At 72.3% G+C, this 17,234-nt stretch carries 16 protein-coding genes and 2 riboswitches; of the genes, 9 read left to right on the plus strand and 7 right to left on the minus strand.

From position 1 onward, the window contains the following. Positions 1-137: 137 nt before the first annotated feature. From ACFXOZ_RS28120 to ACFXOZ_RS28140, 5 genes are all read right to left on the minus strand, one after another. Positions 138-509 carry a GntR family transcriptional regulator gene (locus tag ACFXOZ_RS28120; RefSeq protein ID WP_375893312.1) on the minus strand — a complete coding sequence of 124 codons (372 nt, stop codon included), beginning with the start codon at positions 507-509 and terminating at the stop codon, positions 138-140. A gap of 141 nt (positions 510-650) precedes the next feature. After that, entirely contained in the window at positions 651-2,309 is a 1,659-nt protein-coding gene (locus tag ACFXOZ_RS28125; protein WP_380529837.1) for a cytochrome bc complex cytochrome b subunit, read from the minus strand. Beyond that, positions 2,306-3,358, minus strand: coding sequence for a Rieske 2Fe-2S domain-containing protein (locus tag ACFXOZ_RS28130; protein ID WP_375893309.1), 1,053 nt, complete (start codon positions 3,356-3,358; stop codon positions 2,306-2,308). Before ACFXOZ_RS28130 ends, ACFXOZ_RS28125 begins: the two co-directional genes overlap by 4 nt. A gap of 8 nt (positions 3,359-3,366) precedes the next feature. Continuing rightward, positions 3,367-4,176, minus strand: coding sequence for a c-type cytochrome (locus tag ACFXOZ_RS28135; protein ID WP_375893308.1), 810 nt, complete (start codon positions 4,174-4,176; stop codon positions 3,367-3,369). Between the two features lie 187 nt (positions 4,177-4,363). Further along, positions 4,364-4,984: a heme-copper oxidase subunit III gene (locus tag ACFXOZ_RS28140; protein ID WP_375893306.1), complete on the minus strand. Its 621-nt coding sequence runs from the start codon at positions 4,982-4,984 to the stop codon at positions 4,364-4,366. A 397-nt stretch (positions 4,985-5,381) separates the two neighbouring features. Between ACFXOZ_RS28140 and ACFXOZ_RS28145 the strand changes: the two genes are divergently transcribed. From ACFXOZ_RS28145 to ACFXOZ_RS28155, 3 genes are all read left to right on the plus strand, one after another. Further along, positions 5,382-5,807, plus strand: a complete 426-nt coding sequence (locus tag ACFXOZ_RS28145) for a hypothetical protein (RefSeq protein ID WP_375893304.1) — start codon at positions 5,382-5,384, stop codon at positions 5,805-5,807. Between the two features lie 120 nt (positions 5,808-5,927). Continuing rightward, entirely contained in the window at positions 5,928-7,004 is a 1,077-nt protein-coding gene (gene trpD, locus ACFXOZ_RS28150; RefSeq protein WP_375893302.1) for an anthranilate phosphoribosyltransferase, read from the plus strand. Between the two features lie 143 nt (positions 7,005-7,147). Further along, a riboswitch (SAM riboswitch) is annotated at positions 7,148-7,265 on the plus strand. Positions 7,266-7,316: 51 nt separating this feature from the next. Beyond that, positions 7,317-8,681 (plus strand): aminotransferase class V-fold PLP-dependent enzyme, encoded by a 1,365-nt coding sequence (locus tag ACFXOZ_RS28155; protein ID WP_380593185.1) that lies wholly within the window; start codon positions 7,317-7,319, stop codon positions 8,679-8,681. Between the two features lie 3 nt (positions 8,682-8,684). On the opposite strand, the gene ACFXOZ_RS28160 is transcribed toward ACFXOZ_RS28155, so the two are convergent. Together ACFXOZ_RS28160 and ACFXOZ_RS28165 are read right to left on the minus strand one after the other, a co-directional pair. Further along, the gene (locus tag ACFXOZ_RS28160) at positions 8,685-8,966 is read right to left on the minus strand and encodes an Lrp/AsnC ligand binding domain-containing protein (protein ID WP_030240061.1); all 282 of its coding nucleotides are present in this window, start codon (positions 8,964-8,966) and stop codon (positions 8,685-8,687) included. 41 nt (positions 8,967-9,007) lie between these two features. Next, positions 9,008-9,790, minus strand: a complete 783-nt coding sequence (locus tag ACFXOZ_RS28165) for a rhomboid family intramembrane serine protease (RefSeq protein WP_380529843.1) — start codon at positions 9,788-9,790, stop codon at positions 9,008-9,010. Between the two features lie 228 nt (positions 9,791-10,018). Here ACFXOZ_RS28165 and ACFXOZ_RS28170 point away from each other — a divergent pair, with 228 nt between their 5' ends. From ACFXOZ_RS28170 to ACFXOZ_RS28195, 6 genes are all read left to right on the plus strand, one after another. Continuing rightward, on the plus strand, positions 10,019-10,282 hold the full coding sequence (locus ACFXOZ_RS28170; protein WP_375893296.1) for a hypothetical protein: 264 nt from the start codon (positions 10,019-10,021) through the stop codon (positions 10,280-10,282). 289 nt (positions 10,283-10,571) lie between these two features. Continuing rightward, positions 10,572-11,873: an NYN domain-containing protein gene (locus ACFXOZ_RS28175; protein ID WP_375893323.1), complete on the plus strand. Its 1,302-nt coding sequence runs from the start codon at positions 10,572-10,574 to the stop codon at positions 11,871-11,873. Between the two features lie 221 nt (positions 11,874-12,094). Beyond that, positions 12,095-13,129 (plus strand): NlpC/P60 family protein, encoded by a 1,035-nt coding sequence (locus tag ACFXOZ_RS28180; RefSeq protein ID WP_375893294.1) that lies wholly within the window; start codon positions 12,095-12,097, stop codon positions 13,127-13,129. Positions 13,130-13,467: 338 nt separating this feature from the next. Continuing rightward, a riboswitch (cyclic di-AMP (ydaO/yuaA leader) is annotated at positions 13,468-13,623 on the plus strand. Positions 13,624-13,633: 10 nt separating this feature from the next. Next, entirely contained in the window at positions 13,634-14,749 is a 1,116-nt protein-coding gene (locus tag ACFXOZ_RS28185; RefSeq protein ID WP_380593186.1) for an NlpC/P60 family protein, read from the plus strand. A 226-nt stretch (positions 14,750-14,975) separates the two neighbouring features. Next, positions 14,976-16,022 carry an NlpC/P60 family protein gene (locus tag ACFXOZ_RS28190; protein ID WP_375893290.1) on the plus strand — a complete coding sequence of 349 codons (1,047 nt, stop codon included), beginning with the start codon at positions 14,976-14,978 and terminating at the stop codon, positions 16,020-16,022. 44 nt (positions 16,023-16,066) lie between these two features. Further along, complete coding sequence (locus ACFXOZ_RS28195; protein ID WP_380593187.1) at positions 16,067-17,221, plus strand: hypothetical protein; 1,155 nt, start codon at positions 16,067-16,069, stop codon at positions 17,219-17,221. The last annotated feature ends 13 nt before the right edge of the window (positions 17,222-17,234 follow it).

Genomic DNA, 17,234 nt, shown 5'->3' on the forward strand with positions numbered 1-17,234 from the left:
AGTACGTCCAGTACGAGGCCGACTCGGGCGCACGCCCAGCCGGGCGCCCAACGCCGCGCGCTGATCTGCCAAGATCCGCCGGACAGGCCCTAGGCCCGGTCCGGCCGAGGCCGCCTCCCAGGGCCCGGGCCGGGCCCTCAGGCCTGCGGGTAGGCCAGGCCCAGGGCGGTGACCACGGCGGCCAGGGCCTCCGGGTGGGACAGGCCCAGCCGGCTCGCGCGTTCGGCGTACTCGGCGGCGGCCTCGGCGGCCAGCCGGTGGGCGGCGTCCCCGGTGGCCGCGATCAGGGTGCCGCGCCGGCCGTGGGTCTCCACCACGCCGTCCGCCTCCAGCTCCTTGTAGGCCCGGGCGACCGTTCCGGCGGCCAGCCCCAGCTCCTCGGCGAGGGCCCGCACGGTGGGCAGCCGCAGCCCGGTCGGCAGCGCGCCGGAGCGGGCCCGCTCGGCGATCTGGGCGCGGATCTGCTCGTACGGGGGAGTGGCGGCGGCGGGGTCGACGGACAGCTGCACGGGTGGCTCCTGGGGACGCGGCGGGTGCGGGGCCGGCAGGGGGACTGGCAGAGGGGTACCGGCGGAGGGGCAAAGGCCGAGGGCCGCCGACCAGATGAACTCTGGTCAGCGGCCCTCGGGGTGACGCGGGCGCGTACGGGATCAGTGGTGGCCGTGGCCGCTGGTGATCTCGTGGTGCTCCTCGGCGGTGGGCTTGGGGATCTGGCTGCCCTCGCCGTAGAAGCCGCGGGAGAGCTTGGCCCGGGTGCGGGTGAGCGCGCCGGCCTTGCGGGCCACGCCGTTCTCGTCCGTCTGGGCCGGCAGCTCGACCGGCTGGTTCTGCTCGTGCGCGGTGAGGGTGTGCAGGTCCTTCGCCGGCAGCTGGGCGTGCACCTCGATGAACTCACCGTGCGGCAGGCGCTTGATGACGCCGGTCTCGCGGCCGTGCAGCACCTTCTCCTTGTCGCGGCGCTGGAGGCCGAGGCACCAGCGCTTGGTGACGATGAAGGTGATGACCGGCACCACGAAGAAGCCGGCGCGCACGAAGTAGGTGATCGAGTTGATCGACAGGTGCAGGTGGGTGGCGAACAGGTCGTTGCCACCACCGACCAGCAGCACCAGGTACAGGCTGATCCAGGCGGCACCCAGGGCGGTGCGGACCGGGGCGTTGCGCGGGCGGTCCAGGATGTGGTGCTCGCGCTTGTCGCCGGTGATCCAGCCCTCGATGAACGGGTAGACCGCGATCGCGACCAGGACCAGCGGGAAGATCATCAGCGGGACGAAGACACCCAGGTTCAGGGTGTGGCCCCACAGGCTGATCTCCCAGCCCGGCATGACGCGGATCAGGCCCTCGGAGAAGCCCATGTACCAGTCGGGCTGGGCGTCGGTCGACACCTGGTCCGGACGGTACGGGCCGTACGCCCAGATCGGGTTGATCGTGGCGATCGCCGAGATGGCGGCGATGATGCCGAAGACCAGGAAGAAGAAGCCACCGGCCTTGGCCATGTAGACCGGCATCAGCGGCATGCCGACGACGTTCTTCTCGGTCTTGCCCGGGCCCGCCCACTGGGTGTGCTTGTGGTAGAAGACCAGGATCAGGTGCGCGACCAGCAGGCCGAGCATGATGCCCGGGATCAGCAGGACGTGGATGGTGAAGAACCGCGGCACGATGTCGTGGCCGGGGAACTCGCCCCCGAACAGGAACATCTGGATGTAGGTGCCGACCAGCGGGACCGCGAGGATCGCGCCTTCCATGAAGCGGATACCGGTGCCCGACAGCAGGTCGTCCGGCAGCGAGTAGCCGAAGAAGCCGTCGAACATGCCGAGGACCAGCAGCAGGAAGCCGAAGACCCAGTTGATCTCGCGCGGCTTGCGGAACGCGCCCGTGAAGAACACGCGCATCATGTGCACGAGCATCGCGGCCACGAAGACCAGGGCGGCCCAGTGGTGGATCTGGCGGATCAGCAGACCGCCGCGGATCTCGAAGCTGATGTCCACCGTCGAGGCGTACGCCTCGGACATCCCGATGCCCTTGAGCGGCACGTACGAGCCGTTGTAGACGACCTCGGCCATCGACGGCTTGAAGAACAGCGTCAGGTAGACACCGGTCAGGATGATGATGACGAAGGTGTAGAGGCAGATCTCGCCCAGCATGAAGGACCAGTGGTCCGGGAAGATCTTGCGCAGGTTGGCCTTGGCGAGGGAGTAGATCCCCAGCCGGCCGTCCGTCCAGTCAGCCGCGGACTCCCACTTGTTGGCGGGGTTCGCACGCGTGCTGGAGGGCTTGGCGGCACCGGTCTTGGTGCTGCTCGCGCTACTCATCGAGCACGCTCCCAGAAGCTCGGGCCGACAGGCTTCTCGAAGTCGCCGGTGGCGATCAGGTTGCCCTGCTCGTCAGTGGTGATCTTCAGCTGCGGCAGCGGGTGGCCGGCGGGGCCGAAGATGACGCGCGCGCCGTCCGCCAGGTCGAAGGTCGACTGGTGGCAGGGGCAGAGCGCGTGGTGGGTCTGCTGCTCGTACAGGCTGATCGGGCAGCCGACGTGGGTGCAGATCTTGGAGTAGGCGAGGATGCCCTCGAAGCCCAGCTCCTTGGACTTGTCGTCCTTGATGTCCTCCGGCGCGATGCGCACCAGCATCAGGGCGTCCTTGGCGATGCGCTGCTGGAAGTCCTCGTCGTGGGTGGTGAGCCCCTCCGGCATCGCGAAGGTCAGCGAGCCGATCACGAGGTCCTCGGGCTTCATCGGCTGCATGGTGCTCATGTTGACGAGCTGCACCGGCTTGGCCGGGGTGGCCTCCTTCCAGCCCGTCTCCTGGAGCTTCTTCTCCGGCAGCGGGCCGAGGTCGCGGAGCAGGACCACGCCGGAGAGCGGGACCAGCGCCATCGACCCGATGAGGGTGTTGCGGATCATCTTGCGGCGACCGAAGCCGGACTCGGCGGCACCGGTCTTGAACTGGTCGATGACGTCGTTGCGGACCTCGTCGGAGGCCTCGATCGGGTGACGCTCGGCCGGCAGCTCGACGTCCGACATCAGGGTGCGGGCCCAGTGGACCGCGCCCGCGCCGATCATGAACAGCGCGACGCCCAGGGTCAGGCCGAGCGCGAAGTTCAGCGCGCTGACGTGGCCCAGCGGGAAGATGTAGACGATCTTGTCCGGGTCGATGGCCACGTACGAGGCGATGAAGCCGATCGTCGCGAGCATCGAGACCACGAACATCAGCGAGACCTGGCGCTCGGCCCGCTTGGCGGCCTGCTCGTCGATGTCGGTGCGGCGGGGCTCGTGGGCCGGCAGGCCCGGGTCGGCGAACGGGTTGCCGTGGTCGGCCACCTCGCCGGCGGAGCCGTGCGGCTCCGGGAGCTTCTCTTCTGACATGTCGTGGCTCATGACTTCTTGGCCTTGGTGGTGTGGGCGGCGACCCAGATCGCGACCGCGATGAGCGTGCCGAGGCCGAAGATCCAGCCGAACAGACCCTCGGTCACCGGACCGAGGCTGCCCAGGGTGAGACCGCCGGGGTTGGGCTCATCGTTGGTGGTGTGGCGGACGAAGGCCACGATCTGCTTCTTCTGCTCCTCGGGCATGGTGCTGTCCGGGAACGACGGCATCTGCTGCGGGCCGGTCTGCATGGCCTCGTAGATGTGCTTGGCGTCCACGCCCTCCAGCGACGGGGCGTACTTGCCCTTCGTCAGGGCACCGCCCTGGCCGGCGAAGTTGTGGCACTGGGCGCAGTTGGTGCGGAACAGCTCGCCACCCTTGGAGATGTCGTCCGGGTTGGTCGAGGTGTACTGCTTCGCGTCCGGCGTGATCGGGCCGGGGCCGAGCGACTGGACGAACGCGGCGAGCTGGTCGATCTCGCTCTGGCTGTAGATGGCCTTCTTGCGCGGCACCTGGGCACCGGGCTGCTGGGCCGGCATGCGACCGGTGCCGACCTGGAAGTCGACAGCGGCGGAGCCCACGCCGACCAGGCTCGGACCGTCGCTGCTGCCCTGGCCGTTCAGGCCGTGGCAGGAGGAGCAGCCCACGGCGAAGAGCTTCTTGCCCTCATCGATCGCGAGCGACTGCGCCGCGACGTCGGCCTGCGCCTTGTCGGCGGGCGCGAACGCGGCGTACAGCCCCCCGGTTGCCGCCAGGGCGAGAAGTAGGACGACCAGCGCCGCCAATGGGTGGCGCCGTCGTGCGGAGAGCTTTTTCACGGAATAACCCCGGTGTCAGGATCTGGTCGACTGGTGGGTGCACCCGGCGGCCGGTCTGGCCGGCACGAGGTTGCCTGTCCAAGGCTGCGCGCGCGGTCGGTCGGTGGGAGCGTCGGCACCGGCAGAAGCGGCCCGTCGCCGGTGAGGGCGGGGGCCGCTGCCGGTGGCCAGCGACCTGATCAGCTGGTTACTTGATCAGGTAGATGGTCGCGAACAGGCCGATCCACACGACGTCGACGAAGTGCCAGTAGTAGGACACGACGATCGCGGCGGTGGCCTGCTCGTGCGTGAAGCGCTTGGCTGCGTACGTCCGTCCCAGGACCAGCAGGAAGGCGATCAGACCGCCCGTCACGTGCAGACCGTGGAAGCCGGTGGTCAGGTAGAACACCGTGCCGTACGGGTCGGAGGACAGCGAGAGGCCGTCGTTCTTGACCAGCTCGGTGTACTCGTAGACCTGGCCGCCGATGAAGATCGCGCCCATGAAGAACGTGAGGGCAAACCACCCGCGGAGCTTCTTCACGTCACCGCGCTCGGCGGCGAACACGCCGAGCTGGCAGGTGAGCGAGGAGAGCACCAGGATCGTGGTGTTGATCGAGGAGAACGTCACGTTGAGGGCGTGCGCCTTCTCGGCCCAGAACTCGGCTCCCTTGACGGAGCGGAGCGTGAAGTACATCGCGAAGAGGGCCGCGAAGAACATCAGCTCGGAACTGAGCCAGACGATCGTTCCGACGCTGACCATGTTCGGTCGATTGACCGATCCGTGCGCGTGCCCGGTTTCTGTTGCTGTTGCTGTCGCCACGACGGACATTATGTCGGTCCCTTATTCCGTCTTCACGTCGGGGGGTGTCCCTCGGAGTGTCCGGTGCGTGCGGTATGCCCGCTTGAAGGCCGACGGAGGGTCCGGACGAGGGCTGAGCAGCGGCGTGTCCCTTTTCTGACGGTTCCTCGGAGGAGCCCGCGACCCCGTTGCCCGGCGCGTCGTTGCACGGTCGGCCCAGTGTCCTGCCGTAGGGGGGCGGGGCGCCGCATCCGCCGTCCGGGTGGACCGGGCGGGTCCGGGTGACGGGCCGTCCTCCGAGCGGGTGAGTCACGGGCGCGGCGGCTTGAGGGGGAACGTGCGCGAGGGGGACCGGCGACGGGGGAAACGGGAGTAGCATCCGGATCAGGTGAACGTGGTCCGGATCACACTTGAGGGAGCAGGGTCCATGGCGTACACGACCGACGAGACGCTCACCGTCCTCGTCTACAGCGACGACCGCAACACCCGCGAGCAGGTGCTGACGGCGCTCGGCCGTCGCCCCGCCGAGGATCTTCCGGAGCTGTCCTACCTCGAATGCGCGACCACCCCCGCGGTGATCAAGGCGCTGGAGAAGGGCGGCGTCGACCTGTGCGTGCTGGACGGCGAGGCGGTGCCGGCCGGCGGCCTCGGCCTCGGGCGCCAGCTCAAGGACGAGATCTACGGGTGCCCGCCGGTGCTGGTGCTGATCGGCCGGCCGCAGGACTCCTGGCTCGCCGCCTGGAGCCGGGCCGATGCCGCGATCTCCCACCCGGTCGAGCCGGTGGCGCTGGCCGAGGCGGTCGCCACCCTGCTGCGGGCCCGGCTGGCCAAGCGGGCCCCGGCCACGCGCTGAGCGGTGCCGTCTCAGTCCTGGAGAAGGGGGCGCCGTCGGCACCCCGCCGCTCGATAGGCTGGCTCCATCCGTACGGACGTCCCCCCGGCGCGGGGGAACCGACTACAGCTGGAGTCAGCCATGGTGAACGTGAACCCTGCGAACGGTGGTACCGACCCCGCGCAGGTGGTCCGCACCTGGCCGGACATCCTGGCGGCTCTGTTGAAGGGGGAGGACCTCGACCGCTCGTCCACCGCGTGGGCGATGGACCGGATCATGAGCGGCGAGGCGTCCCCCGTCCAGGTGGCCGGGTTCATGGTGGCGCTGCGGGCCAAGGGCGAGACGGTCGACGAGATCGCCGGCCTGGTGGACGCGATGTACGACCACGCCGAGCCGCTGGACATCCCCGGCCCGGCGGTCGACATCGTCGGCACGGGCGGGGACCGGGCGAAGACCGTCAACATCTCGACCATGTCGGCGATCGTCGCCGCGGCGGCCGGGGCCAAGGTGGTCAAGCACGGCAACCGGGCGGCCTCCTCGTCCAGCGGCTCCTCGGACGTGCTGGAGAAGCTCGGGGTGGCACTCGACCTCTCCTCCCGGCGGGTGGCCCAGGTGGCCGAGGAGGTCGGGCTCACCTTCTGCTTCGCGGCGAAGTTCCACCCCTCGATGCGGCACGCCGCCACCGCGCGGCGCGACCTCGGGGTGCCCACCGCCTTCAACATCCTCGGCCCGCTGACCAACCCGGCGAAGGTCACCTCGCACGCCATCGGCTGCTTCGACACCCGGCTGGCCGGGCTGATCGCCGGGGTGCTCGCCCGGCGCGGGGCGACCGCGCTGGTGTTCCGCGGCGACGACGGGTTGGACGAGCTGACCATCACCACCACCTCGCGGGTCTGGGTGGTGCGCGACGGCGTGGTCACCGAGACCACGTTCGACCCGCGGGACGTCGGCATCGAGCTGGTCGGCATCGAGGCGCTGCGCGGGGCCGACGCCGCGTACAACGCCGAGGTCGCGCGCCGACTGCTGGCCGGGGAGCGCGGGCCGGTGCGGGACGCCGTCCTGCTGAACACGGCGGCGGCGCTGGTCGCGCTGGAGCTGGGCGACGCCCCGCTGGCGGAGCAGCTCGCGGCGGGCATGGTGCGGGCGGCCGAGGCGATCGACTCCGGCCGGGCGCAGGACCTGCTGCGGCGCTGGTCCGAGGCCACCAGCCGGATCTGAGCGGGTAGTTGAGGGCCCGTGTCGACGCGTCGGCACGGGCCCTCCGGCCGCCCGCCCCGAGCCGGAGGGGCGCGCGGAGGAGGCTGTCCGGATGGTGGATGCCTGTTTGACCCTCCGACGTACCCGACCTAGAGTCTTCGCCAGGTCATGAGTGACAGCGCGAAGCCCCAGCTCGCTGTCCGGCAACCCTCCGTCCGTGGCGGGGTGCCCTGGGTGAGGACCGGGTCGCCGGGCAAGCCGTCCGCGCGACAAGCGCGGACACCGGACGATCAGCACTCCCGGGGTCCCTTACCCGTGAAGGAGTGCATCCTCATGTCCCTCTCCCTCGGAACCACCGCCCCGCTCGCCGTCCTCGGCCACGACGTCGAGGTCCCGCTCGTCAGCGGTGAGAAGGTCGGCTACGCGGCTCTCGACTACGCGGCCAGCGCGCCGGCCCTCCAGCGGGTGTGGGACGACGTCGCCGCCTACGCCCCCTACTACGGCAGCGTGCACCGCGGCGCCGGCTACCTCTCCCAGCTGTCCACCGACCTGTTCGAGCAGAGCCGCCGGACCGTCGCCGAGTTCCTCGACCTGCGCGAGGGCGACCAGGTGGTCTTCACCCGCGCCACCACCGACTCGCTCAACCTGCTGGCCGCCGCCGTCCCGGCCGGCACCCGGGTGTTCGCCTTCGAGACCGAGCACCACGCCTCGCTGCTGCCGTGGGCGCACGCCGGGCTGGAGGTCTGCTACCTGCGGGCGCCGCGCTCGCGGGCCGAGGCGGTGGCCGCGCTGGAGGAGGCGCTGGCCGCGGCGCCGGAGGGCCCGAAGCTGCTGTGCGTCACCGGCGCCTCCAACGTGACCGGCGAGCTGTGGCCGGTCGCCGAACTGACCGGGACCGCGCACCGGTACGGCGCCCGGGTGGTGCTGGACGCCGCCCAGCTGGCCCCGCACCACCGGGTCTCGGTGCGCGAACTGGGCGTCGACTGGATCGCCTTCTCCGGCCACAAGCTGTACGCGCCGTTCGGCGCCGGGGTGCTGGCCGGGCGCTCCGACTGGCTGGACGCGGCCGAGCCCTACCTGGCCGGCGGCGGGGCGACCCGGACGGTGGCCCGGGAGCTGGACGGCTCGGTGGCGGTGCAGTGGCACACCGGCCCGGCCCGGCACGAGGCCGGCTCGCCCAACGTCATCGGCGCCTACGCGATCGCCTCGGCCTGTCGGGCGCTCACCGAGGCCGGCTTCGACGCGCTGGAGGCCCGGGAGCGGGAGCTGGTCGAGCGGCTGACGGCGGGGCTGGCGGAGATCCCCGAGGTCCGGGTGCTGAACCTGTTCGGGGCCGGCTCGGCCCGGGTGGGCGTGCTGTCCTTCGTCGTCCAGGGCTGGAACAGCTCGCACTTCTCGGCCGCGCTGTCCGCCGAGTACGGCATCGGCGTGCGCGACGGGCTGTTCTGCGCCCACCCGCTGGTGCGCACCCTGCTCGGGGACGAGGACGTGGCGCCCTCCGAGTGCGGGGCGCCCGAGCCCTCGCTGCCCGGTGAGCGCAGCCTGAACGCGATCCGGGTGAGCTTCGGCGCCGGCACGCCGGACGAGCACGTCGAGCGCTTCCTGGCCGCGGTCCGCGAGCTGGTCTCGGACGGCGCGGCGTGGAACTACCGCAACGAGGGCGGCCGTTGCGTCGCCGACACGCGTCGCGCGAGCTGAGTCCTACTCGTCCAGGCCGAGGGCGAAGGCCGCTTCCAGGTCGTGCTGGGAGTAGGTGCGGAAGGCGATCTGGGTCTCGGTGTGGGCCACGCCCGGGACCTTGTTGAGCCGGCCTGGGATGACCTCGGCCAGGTCGTCGTGGCGGCGCACCCGGACCATCGCCACCAGGTCGTACCCGCCGGTCACCGAGTACACCTCGCTGACGCCCTCGATCGCGGCGATGGCCTCGGCGATCTCAGGGATGCGGTCGACACTGGTCTTGATCAGGACGATGGCGGTGATCACAGTTCGGGCTCCTTGATGGGGTGCGGCCAGCGTATCGGGCCTCAGCCGGGGCGTCTCGGGGGGTGGCCGACCACCGTGCAGGCGTACAGGAAGCCCGCCGAGAAGCCGATCACGTGCACCAGGTAGGCCACTCCGGGCCCGGCCGAGTGCACCGACCACCACTGCAGGGCGAACCAGAGGCCGAGCACCAGCCAGGCCGGGAAGCGCAGCGGGAGGAAGAGGAGCAGCGGGACGAGGGTGGTCACCCGGGCCCGCGGGTGGAAGCGCAGGTAGGCGCCGAGCACGGCGGAGATCGCGCCCGAGGCGCCGATCAGGACCCGGGTGGAGTCGGGCGAGTGCGCCTCGGCGAGCGCGAAGCCGTACGAGGCGGTGCAGCCGGCGGCCAGGTAGAAGAGGAGGTACCTGGCCCGGCCGACCCGGCGTTCGACGGTCGGGCCGAAGACGTGCAGGAAGAGCAGGTTGCCCAGCAGGTGCAGCCAGCCGGCGTGCAGGAAGAGGCCGGTGAGGGCGGACACCGCCGGGTGCTTGCCCGGGGTGGGGGCGGCGGGGCAGCCGGGGACCGGGTCGGGGGCCTCGGCCAGTTGTCCGGCGGTCAGCGGGTGGCCGGTCAGCAGTTCGGCGGGGACGGCGCCCCAGCGCTGCTCGTACCGCTGCTCGGCGCAGATCCGGGCCTGGCCGGTGCCGTACAGGGGGTTGAGGCCGGCGGCCGGGCCGAGCAGGAAGACCAGGGTGTTGACCGCGATCAGGGCGTAGGTGACCGCCGGGGCGGGCAGCGCCGGGCGGCCGTCCCGCGCGTCGGTGTGGTCGGGGGCCGTGAGCGCCATGCGGCCAAGCATCCCTCCGGGCGTGGCAGGTGACACGGCGGTTTACGGCAGGTGGACTACTGGTCCGTCCGGCGGGGCGGGACGGACTCCGGTCATCTCAGCTGACCGGTGGTCCTCGTGGTTGCCCCAGGCAATAGGCTTGGGGCGGGCATTCCCGCCTCCCGCCGCCGACGCCGGGGCTCCGGGGGAGCGCCCGGCCCGCCCAGGGACCAGCCGAGAGGACCCCCGATGACCGTCCCCGCTCCGACCGCCGAGACGCGCTGGCGCTGCACGCTGTGCGGCAACCTCACCCGCTTCGACGTGACCCGCTCCGCGCGGGTCACCGAGTTCCTGCACTTCGACCTGGCCGGCGAATCCCGGGTCGAGGAGACCGAGGTGCACAGCGAGACCGTGGAGTCCGTGCGCTGCCGCTGGTGCAACGCGGTGGACCAGGTCGAGCTGGTGGCCCGTCCGGGTGCCGAGGCCGCGGAGGCCCCCACCACGCAGGGCTGACCCCTCCGGTGCGGTGGGCGGTGCGCGACACCGCCGTCCACCGCACGGGACAATACAGACAAGACGCACGGAGCGTGACGACAGGGGCGGCCGCGGCCGCACCCGCTGGACCAGGATCGGAGCCGAGGACGTGGTGGACGCAGCGAGGGAGCCCGGCGAAGCGCAGGGGCTTCAGCCCGCTGCGCCGGCACCGGAGCCGGCCGCCGGGCCGGTCCGGTCCGAGACCGACCTCCCGGGGGGCGCCGGCGGGGCCCCGGCCGGCGCGGGTGCCGAGCGGGCGCCCGAGAAGCTGGACCGGCCGCTGCCCGAAGGGGTGCGCCGGCGGGTGGTCGGGCTGGCCTCGGACGCGCTGGGCGGGCTGCCGCCCGGGGAGCTGCCGCAGAGCCTGCGTCAGTACGTCAAGTTCACCCCCGCGCGGCGGGCCAAGTACGCGGCCACCGCGCTGGCGGCGGCGCTGGAGTCCGAGCCGGCCTTCCGGGTGCGGATAGCGGAGCGGCTGCGGCTGGGCCAGCCGGACCTGGTGAAGGCGCTGGAGTCGGGCACCGTCCCCGGCGCCGCCGATCCGATGGACGTCGCGGCCGCCGCCTACCTGGTGCGCTCGCCCGGCTGGAGCCGACTGGTCGCCGAGGCGGGCGAGGAGGCCGAGCGGGCCGGCGCCGAGGACGCGGCGGCGGAGGCCGCCCGGCAGGTGGAGAAGCTCCAGGCCGAGCTGGCCGAGGTGCGGGCCGCGGCGCGGGCGGACCTGGACCGCCAGCGCGCGGAGTTCGAGGGCGTCCGGCGGGAGGCCGAGTCGCTGCGCAAGAAGGTGCGGTCGCTGGAGAGCGACACCCGGCGGGCGCAGGCCGAGACCCGGCGGGTGACCGGGGAGCTGGAGGCGGCGCGGGCGCAGGCCACCGGGGAGCGCAGCGCGGCCGAGTCCGAGGCGCGGCGGCTGCGGCACCGGGTTTCCGAACTGGAGACCGCGGTCGAGCAGGGCCGCCGCTCGGCCCGGGAGGGCCGCAGCGTCGAGGACATGCGGCTGCGGCTGCTGCTGGACACCGTGCTGCAGTCGGCGCAGGGCCTCCAGCGGGAGCTGGCGCTGCCGGTCTCCCAGCTCCGCCCGGCGGACCTGGTGGAGGCGGTGGTGCCGGGGTCGGCCTCGCCGCACGACGTGGCCCGGCGCGGCCTGGCCGAGGACGACCCGGCGCTGCTGGACCAGTTGCTGGCGATCCCCCAGGTGCACCTGGTGGTGGACGGCTACAACGTGACCAAGACCGGGTACCCGGCGCTGCCGCTGGAGCAGCAGCGGATCCGGCTGCTGGGCGGGCTGGCGATGCTGGCCCAGCGCACCCAGGCGGAGGTCACCTGTGTGTTCGACGGGCAGGACCTGGACGTACCGGTCATCATGGCGCCGCCGCGCGGGGTGCGGGTACGGTTCAGCCGGACCGGCGAGACCGCGGACGAGCTGATCCGCCGTCTGGTCCGGGCCGAGCCGCAGGGCCGTCCGGTGGTGGTGGTCTCCACCGACCGGGAGGTCGCGGAGGGCGTGCGGAAGGCGGGTGCGCGCCCGGTGGCCTCGGTGCTGCTGCTGAACCGGCTGGCCCGGCCCTGAGCCGGCCCCGAGCCGGGTCGGAGTCGGGACGGGGGCTGTGACGGCAGGTCAGTGGGGCTTCCGTGCGGGTGTGCGGATCCGGTGAAGTCAGTGGGGGAACCGGAGTTCACGCCTTCGGGGGAGTGGCAAAACGGGTAGATCTTCACTAGGGTCTGGCGTCAAACCTATTTTCCGGAATCTCACCTGATCAGGTGAGTCCGATGGAAGAAGGAGCCGGTCCCTTGGCCTCCCACCGCCGTCCCAAGCAGCCGAGCCGCGCGCGGGTCTCCGTGCTCACCGCTGCTGCTGCGACCGCGGTCGCCCTCTCCGCCCAGGTCGCCGCGCATGCCGCGCCGCAGCCGAACAAGAGTGACGTCAAGGCGCAGATCGACCAGCTCCAGCAGGAGCAGGAGCAGGCGGCCGAGAAGTACAACGGCGCCAAGGAGCGCTCCGACCAGCTCCGCAAGCAGGCCGACCAGCTCCAGGACCAGGTGGCCCGCAGCCAGGACCAGATGAGCCAGCTCCAGGTGGGCCTGGCCCAGGTCGCGGGCGAGCAGTACCGCACCGGCGGCATCGACCCGTCCGTCCAGCTGATGCTCTCCTCCGACCCGTCCGGCTACCTGGACAAGGCGTCGAGCGTCCAGCAGGCCAGCACCACCCAGACCGAGGCGCTCAAGGGCCTGCTCGACCAGCAGCGCCGGCTGGACCAGGAGAAGGCCGAGGCGGCCGCCGTGCTCGCCTCCCTGGACTCCACCACCAAGGACCTCAACCAGGCCAAGGCGGACGTCAACACCAAGTTGAAGACCGCCCAGGACCTGCTGAACTCGCTCAGCGCCGCCGACCGGGCCGCGCTCCGGGCCCAGCAGCAGCAGGACGACCGCGCCTCCCGCGGCGCCGACCGGGTCGACCTCAGCAACCTGCCGCCGGCCAGCGGCTACGCCGCCGTGGCGGTGGCCAAGGCGATGAGCAAGCAGGGTTCGCCGTACGTGTGGGGCGCCACCGGGCCCTCCACCTTCGACTGCTCGGGCCTGATGGTCTGGGCGTACGGCCAGGCCGGCGTCTCGCTGCCGCGCACCTCGCAGGAGCAGGGCCACATCGGGACCGCCGTGACGCTGGCCACCGCCCAGCCGGGTGACCTGGTGATCTACGGCGGCGACATGCACCACGTCGGGATGTACATCGGCAACGGCATGGTGGTCCACGCGCCGCACACCGGTGACGTGGTGAAGGTGATGAAGGCCGACGCGATGTCGATCAACACGATCCGCCGGATCTGACGCTCCGGTACCTCCCCGGGGGCCGGTTCCGGCCCTGTGATCCGCGCCACCTCCGGTCGGGGGTGGCGCTCCGGGTTTGCGGACCGGGTGGGCCGGAGGGTGAGAGTCGATCAGCTTTGCGTGCGCCGGTGATCACCATCAGTCATTTTCACAAAAGAACATGGGTAATCTTCCGTCTTTTTTCTGACAAGGATTTGAACGGATCACGGTTCAGTTACTAGGGTCGTGCTCCGAACCACCGCACAGTCGATCACCCAGCCTGGGTGGCGGCGGTGGTTACCGCCGAGTTCGCGAAACAGCGGGGCAGGTCGAAGCGACTGCCCGACAGGGGAGCCCAGTAGTCGGGGGCGCTGCGGAGCGGAGCCGGGGAACCACACGTTCCTCCGGGGTGAATCGGCGCCAGGTCGGCCGTAGGTGAGGCCGGTGAGGCGTCGTAGGGCATGCTTCCGGCCCGAACCCGTCAGCTCACCCGGTAGGCGGCGTAGGAAGAAGGAGTCCGCCTTCGTGGCGTCCCATCGTCGTCCCAAGCCCGCCAGCCGTACCCGCGTCTCGATCCTGACCGGTTTCGCCGCCGCCGCCGTCGCGCTCTCCGCGCAGTCCAGCGCGCACGCCGACCCGCAGCCGACCAAGGACCAGGTCAAGGAGCAGGTCGACCAGCTCAACGAGCAGGCCGAGCAGGCGACCGAGAAGTACAACGCCGCGCAGGAGAAGCAGCAGGAGCTGGAGAAGCAGGTCTCCGGCCTCCAGGACCAGGTGGCCCGCCAGCAGGCCCAGGTGACCGACCTCCAGGGCGGCCTGGCCGAGATCGCCGGCGAGCAGTACCGCAACGGGGGCATATCCCCGACGGTCCAGCTGATGTTCTCCTCCAGCCCGGACAACTTCCTCAACCAGGCCGGCGCGCTGAACCAGGCGGGCAGCACCCAGAAGAACCAGCTCAAGCAGCTCCAGGACCAGCAGCGCAAGCTGGACCAGGACCGCACCGAGGCGCAGGGCAAGCTCGGCGAGCTGGAGTCCACGACCCAGCAGCTGAAGGCCTCCAAGGACGAGGTCCAGAACAAGCTCAAGGCCGCCCAGGACCTGCTCAACACGCTGACCGAGCAGGAGCGCCAGGCGATCAAGGCGGCCGAGGACAAGGCCGCCGCCGACGCCAAGGCCAAGGCGGACGCCGCCGCGAAGGCCGCCGCCCCGGACCGCGCCTCGCGCGACAGCAGCCGCAGCGACCTCGGCTCGGGCTCCACCGCCGCGCCGGTCAAGATCGCCCCGGGCAGTTCGCACGGTGCCGCCGCGCTGGCCGCCGCCGCCACCAAGGTCGGCAGCCCGTACGTCTGGGGCGCCACCGGCCCCAGCTCCTTCGACTGCTCCGGCCTGATGGTCTGGGCGTTCAACCAGGCCGGGGTGTCGCTGCCGCGCACCTCGCAGGAGCAGGCCGGCGCCGGCACCCGGATCGGCTCGGACATCTCCCAGGCCCAGCCCGGCGACATGCTGATCTTCTACGGCGACGCCCACCACGTCGGCATCTACGCGGGCAACGGCCAGGTGCTGCACGCTCCCAAGCCGGGTGCGTCGGTGCGCTACGAGGCCGTCTCCAACATGCCGCTGGCCTCCATCGTGCGGGTCTGATCCCCGGCCACGCGTTCACGGGCCCGGTCCTCCGTCACGGAGGGCCGGGCCTGCGGCTTTTCCGGCGGCTCGACCTGGTGTCCGATTAGGGGTCAAATATTCGGGTCGGTAGGGGTTTGGACTCACTTGCCCGGACTCGCTAACGTCTGCCACCGGACTCCCGCTCGACGGCCGCCCACCGGGGCGCGGCCGCGGGGCCGCGCCGCAGGACTGGAGCCGTTGCCGCATGCCCGTGCACCGTCGTTCCCAACTGCTCGCCCGTGCGCTGGTACTGACCGCGGCCGCCACCACGGCCCTGGGCGTGGCGACCGCCGGCAGCGCCCAGGCCGCCCCCGGGGCGCCGGACGCGCCCGACCGCAAGGACGTCAAGGCCCAGGTCGAGCAGCTGTACGACGAGGCCGAACAGGCCTCGGAGAAGTACAACGCCGCGCAGGAGGCGCAGAAGCGGCTTCTGGGCGAGACCACGATCCTCCAGGGCGAGGTCGCCGCCGCCCAGGAGCAGCTCAACGAGCTGCGCGGGGACCTCGCCACGGTCGCCGGGGCCGAGTACCGGGGCGGCGGGATGACCCAGACCGCCCAGCTGATGCTCTCCAGCGACCCGGAGGCCTACCTCACCCGCGCCCGCACCCTCGGCCAGGCCGCCGAGCGCCAGCAGGAGACCCTGCACGAGCTGGTCACCCGTCAGCGCCGGCTCGACCAGCGGCGCACCGAGACCGCCGCCAAGCTCGCCGAACTGGACGAGGCTCGCCGCTCGCTCGCCGAGAACAAGCAGCAGATCCAGCAGCGCCTCGCCAAGGCGCAGAAGCTGCTCAACAGCCTGGGCGCCGTCGAGCGGAACCGGATGGTCGCCCAGGACGCCCGGGAGGCCGAGCAGCGCGCCACCCGCGGTACCGACCGGCTGGACCTCGGCAACGCCCCGGCCGCCTCCGAGCGCGGGGCGGCCGCGCTGGCCGCCGCGGTGCGGATGGTCGGCTCGCCCTACGTCTACGGATCCACCGGGCCGCGTGCCTTCGACTGTTCCGGTCTGATGTACTACAGCTGGCGGCAGGCCGGAGTGACCCTGCCGCGGACCTCGCAGGCCCAGGCGTACGCCGGGCAGCGGATCAGCCTCTCCGAAGCGCGGCCGGGAGACCTGGTGATCTTCTACCGGGACATGCACCACGTCGGGATGTACGCCGGCGGCGGTGTGATGGTGCACGCCCCGTACCCCGGTGCCAAGGTCCGGTACGAGAGCGTCAACGCGATGCCGGTCTCGGGAGTGGTCCGGCTCTGAGCGCGACGCCCTCCGGGCCGGACGGCCCCCACCCGATAGACCCCGTGCGCCGGGTGCTGTCCCGGCGCGGTGCGTTGCTGCTGGCGGCCGGCGGACTGGCCCAGCTGTCGCTGCCCCCGGTGGCCCCGCCGCCGCCGGGCGGGCGGGCCGTCGACCGGCAGGCCGAGGTCGCCGCGCTGCTGGCGGCGCGGGCACGCTCGCTGCCCGCCCGGTCGGGGCTGACCGGGGCCGAGGCGGTGTACCGGAACCTGGTGCTCTCACCGCCCGCCGGGCCGGAGCGGCAGGGCGCGTCCGTCGAGCTGGCGCTGCGGATCGCCGGGTACGACGAGTACCCGGTGGTGTACCCGCGCCGGATCGAGCTGGTCCGGGACCGGGGCGGCTGGCGGGTCGAGCGCGAGGAGGGCGCCGGTGGGCCCCCGGCGCCGTGGGACCTCGGCCCGGTCCGCACCGCCGCCGGAGCCCGCTGCCTGGTGCTCGGCCTGGCCGACGGGCCCGACCCGGCCGGGCTGGTCCCGGTGGGGGACAAGGCGGTGCCGGCCGTCAGCGCGGTCTGGGGCGACGCCTGGCCCGGCCGGCTGCTGCTGGAACTGCCCGCCACCGAGCCGCAGTTCGCCCGGCTGCTGGAGGCCGACCCGGCGGGCTGGACGGGCATGGCGGCGGTCACCGTGGCCGCCCCCGGCGCCCCCCGGCACACCCCGGCGGACCGGGTGGTGATCAACCCCGAGGCCTTCGCGAAGCTCAGCGACTTCGGCCGCCAGGTGGTCGTCACCCACGAGACCACCCACGTCGCGACCCGGGCCGACACCCGGGCCTGGACCCCGCTGTGGCTCTCCGAGGGCGTCGCCGACTGGACGGCCTACCGGGACTCCGGCCGGCGCCCGCAGCAGATCGCCCCCGAGCTGGCCCGGGACGTCGCCGCCGGGAAGCTGCCCGCCGCGCTGCCCGCCGACGCGGACTTCACCGCGGGCGCCGACGGCATCGCCCAGGCCTACGAGCAGTCCTGGCTGGCCTGCGAGCTGATCGCCCGCCGGTACGGGACGCAGCGGCTGGTCGCCTTCTACCGGGCGGTCGGCGCGGCCGACGGGGCGGGCGAGGAGCGGACGCACCGGACGGACCGGCTGCTACGGTCCGAACTGGGCCTCGGACTGGCCGAGTTCACCGGGCTCTGGCGGGCCGAGGTCGAGGCCTTGAAGGGCTAGCGAAGGCCCCCTG

This window comes from Kitasatospora sp. NPDC059160, assembly GCF_042755465.1.
Classification (GTDB): Bacteria; Actinomycetota; Actinomycetes; order Streptomycetales; family Streptomycetaceae; genus Kitasatospora.

Bases quoted from the DNA above. Each gene is read 5' to 3' on its own strand.
- ACFXOZ_RS28155 (WP_380593185.1), top strand. From the start codon at position 7,317: ATGTCCCTCTCCCTCGGAACCACCGCCCCGCTCGCCGTCCTCGGCCAC.
- ACFXOZ_RS28145 (WP_375893304.1), top strand. From the start codon at position 5,382: ATGGCGTACACGACCGACGAGACGCTCACCGTCCTCGTCTACAGCGAC.
- ACFXOZ_RS28190 (WP_375893290.1), top strand. From the start codon at position 14,976: ATGCCCGTGCACCGTCGTTCCCAACTGCTCGCCCGTGCGCTGGTACTG.
- ACFXOZ_RS28125 (WP_380529837.1), bottom strand. From the start codon at position 2,309: ATGAGTAGCGCGAGCAGCACCAAGACCGGTGCCGCCAAGCCCTCCAGC.
- ACFXOZ_RS28165 (WP_380529843.1), bottom strand. From the start codon at position 9,790: ATGGCGCTCACGGCCCCCGACCACACCGACGCGCGGGACGGCCGCCCG.
- ACFXOZ_RS28140 (WP_375893306.1), bottom strand. From the start codon at position 4,984: ATGTCCGTCGTGGCGACAGCAACAGCAACAGAAACCGGGCACGCGCAC.
- ACFXOZ_RS28170 (WP_375893296.1), top strand. From the start codon at position 10,019: ATGACCGTCCCCGCTCCGACCGCCGAGACGCGCTGGCGCTGCACGCTG.
- ACFXOZ_RS28130 (WP_375893309.1), bottom strand. From the start codon at position 3,358: ATGTCAGAAGAGAAGCTCCCGGAGCCGCACGGCTCCGCCGGCGAGGTG.
- trpD (WP_375893302.1), top strand. From the start codon at position 5,928: ATGGTGAACGTGAACCCTGCGAACGGTGGTACCGACCCCGCGCAGGTG.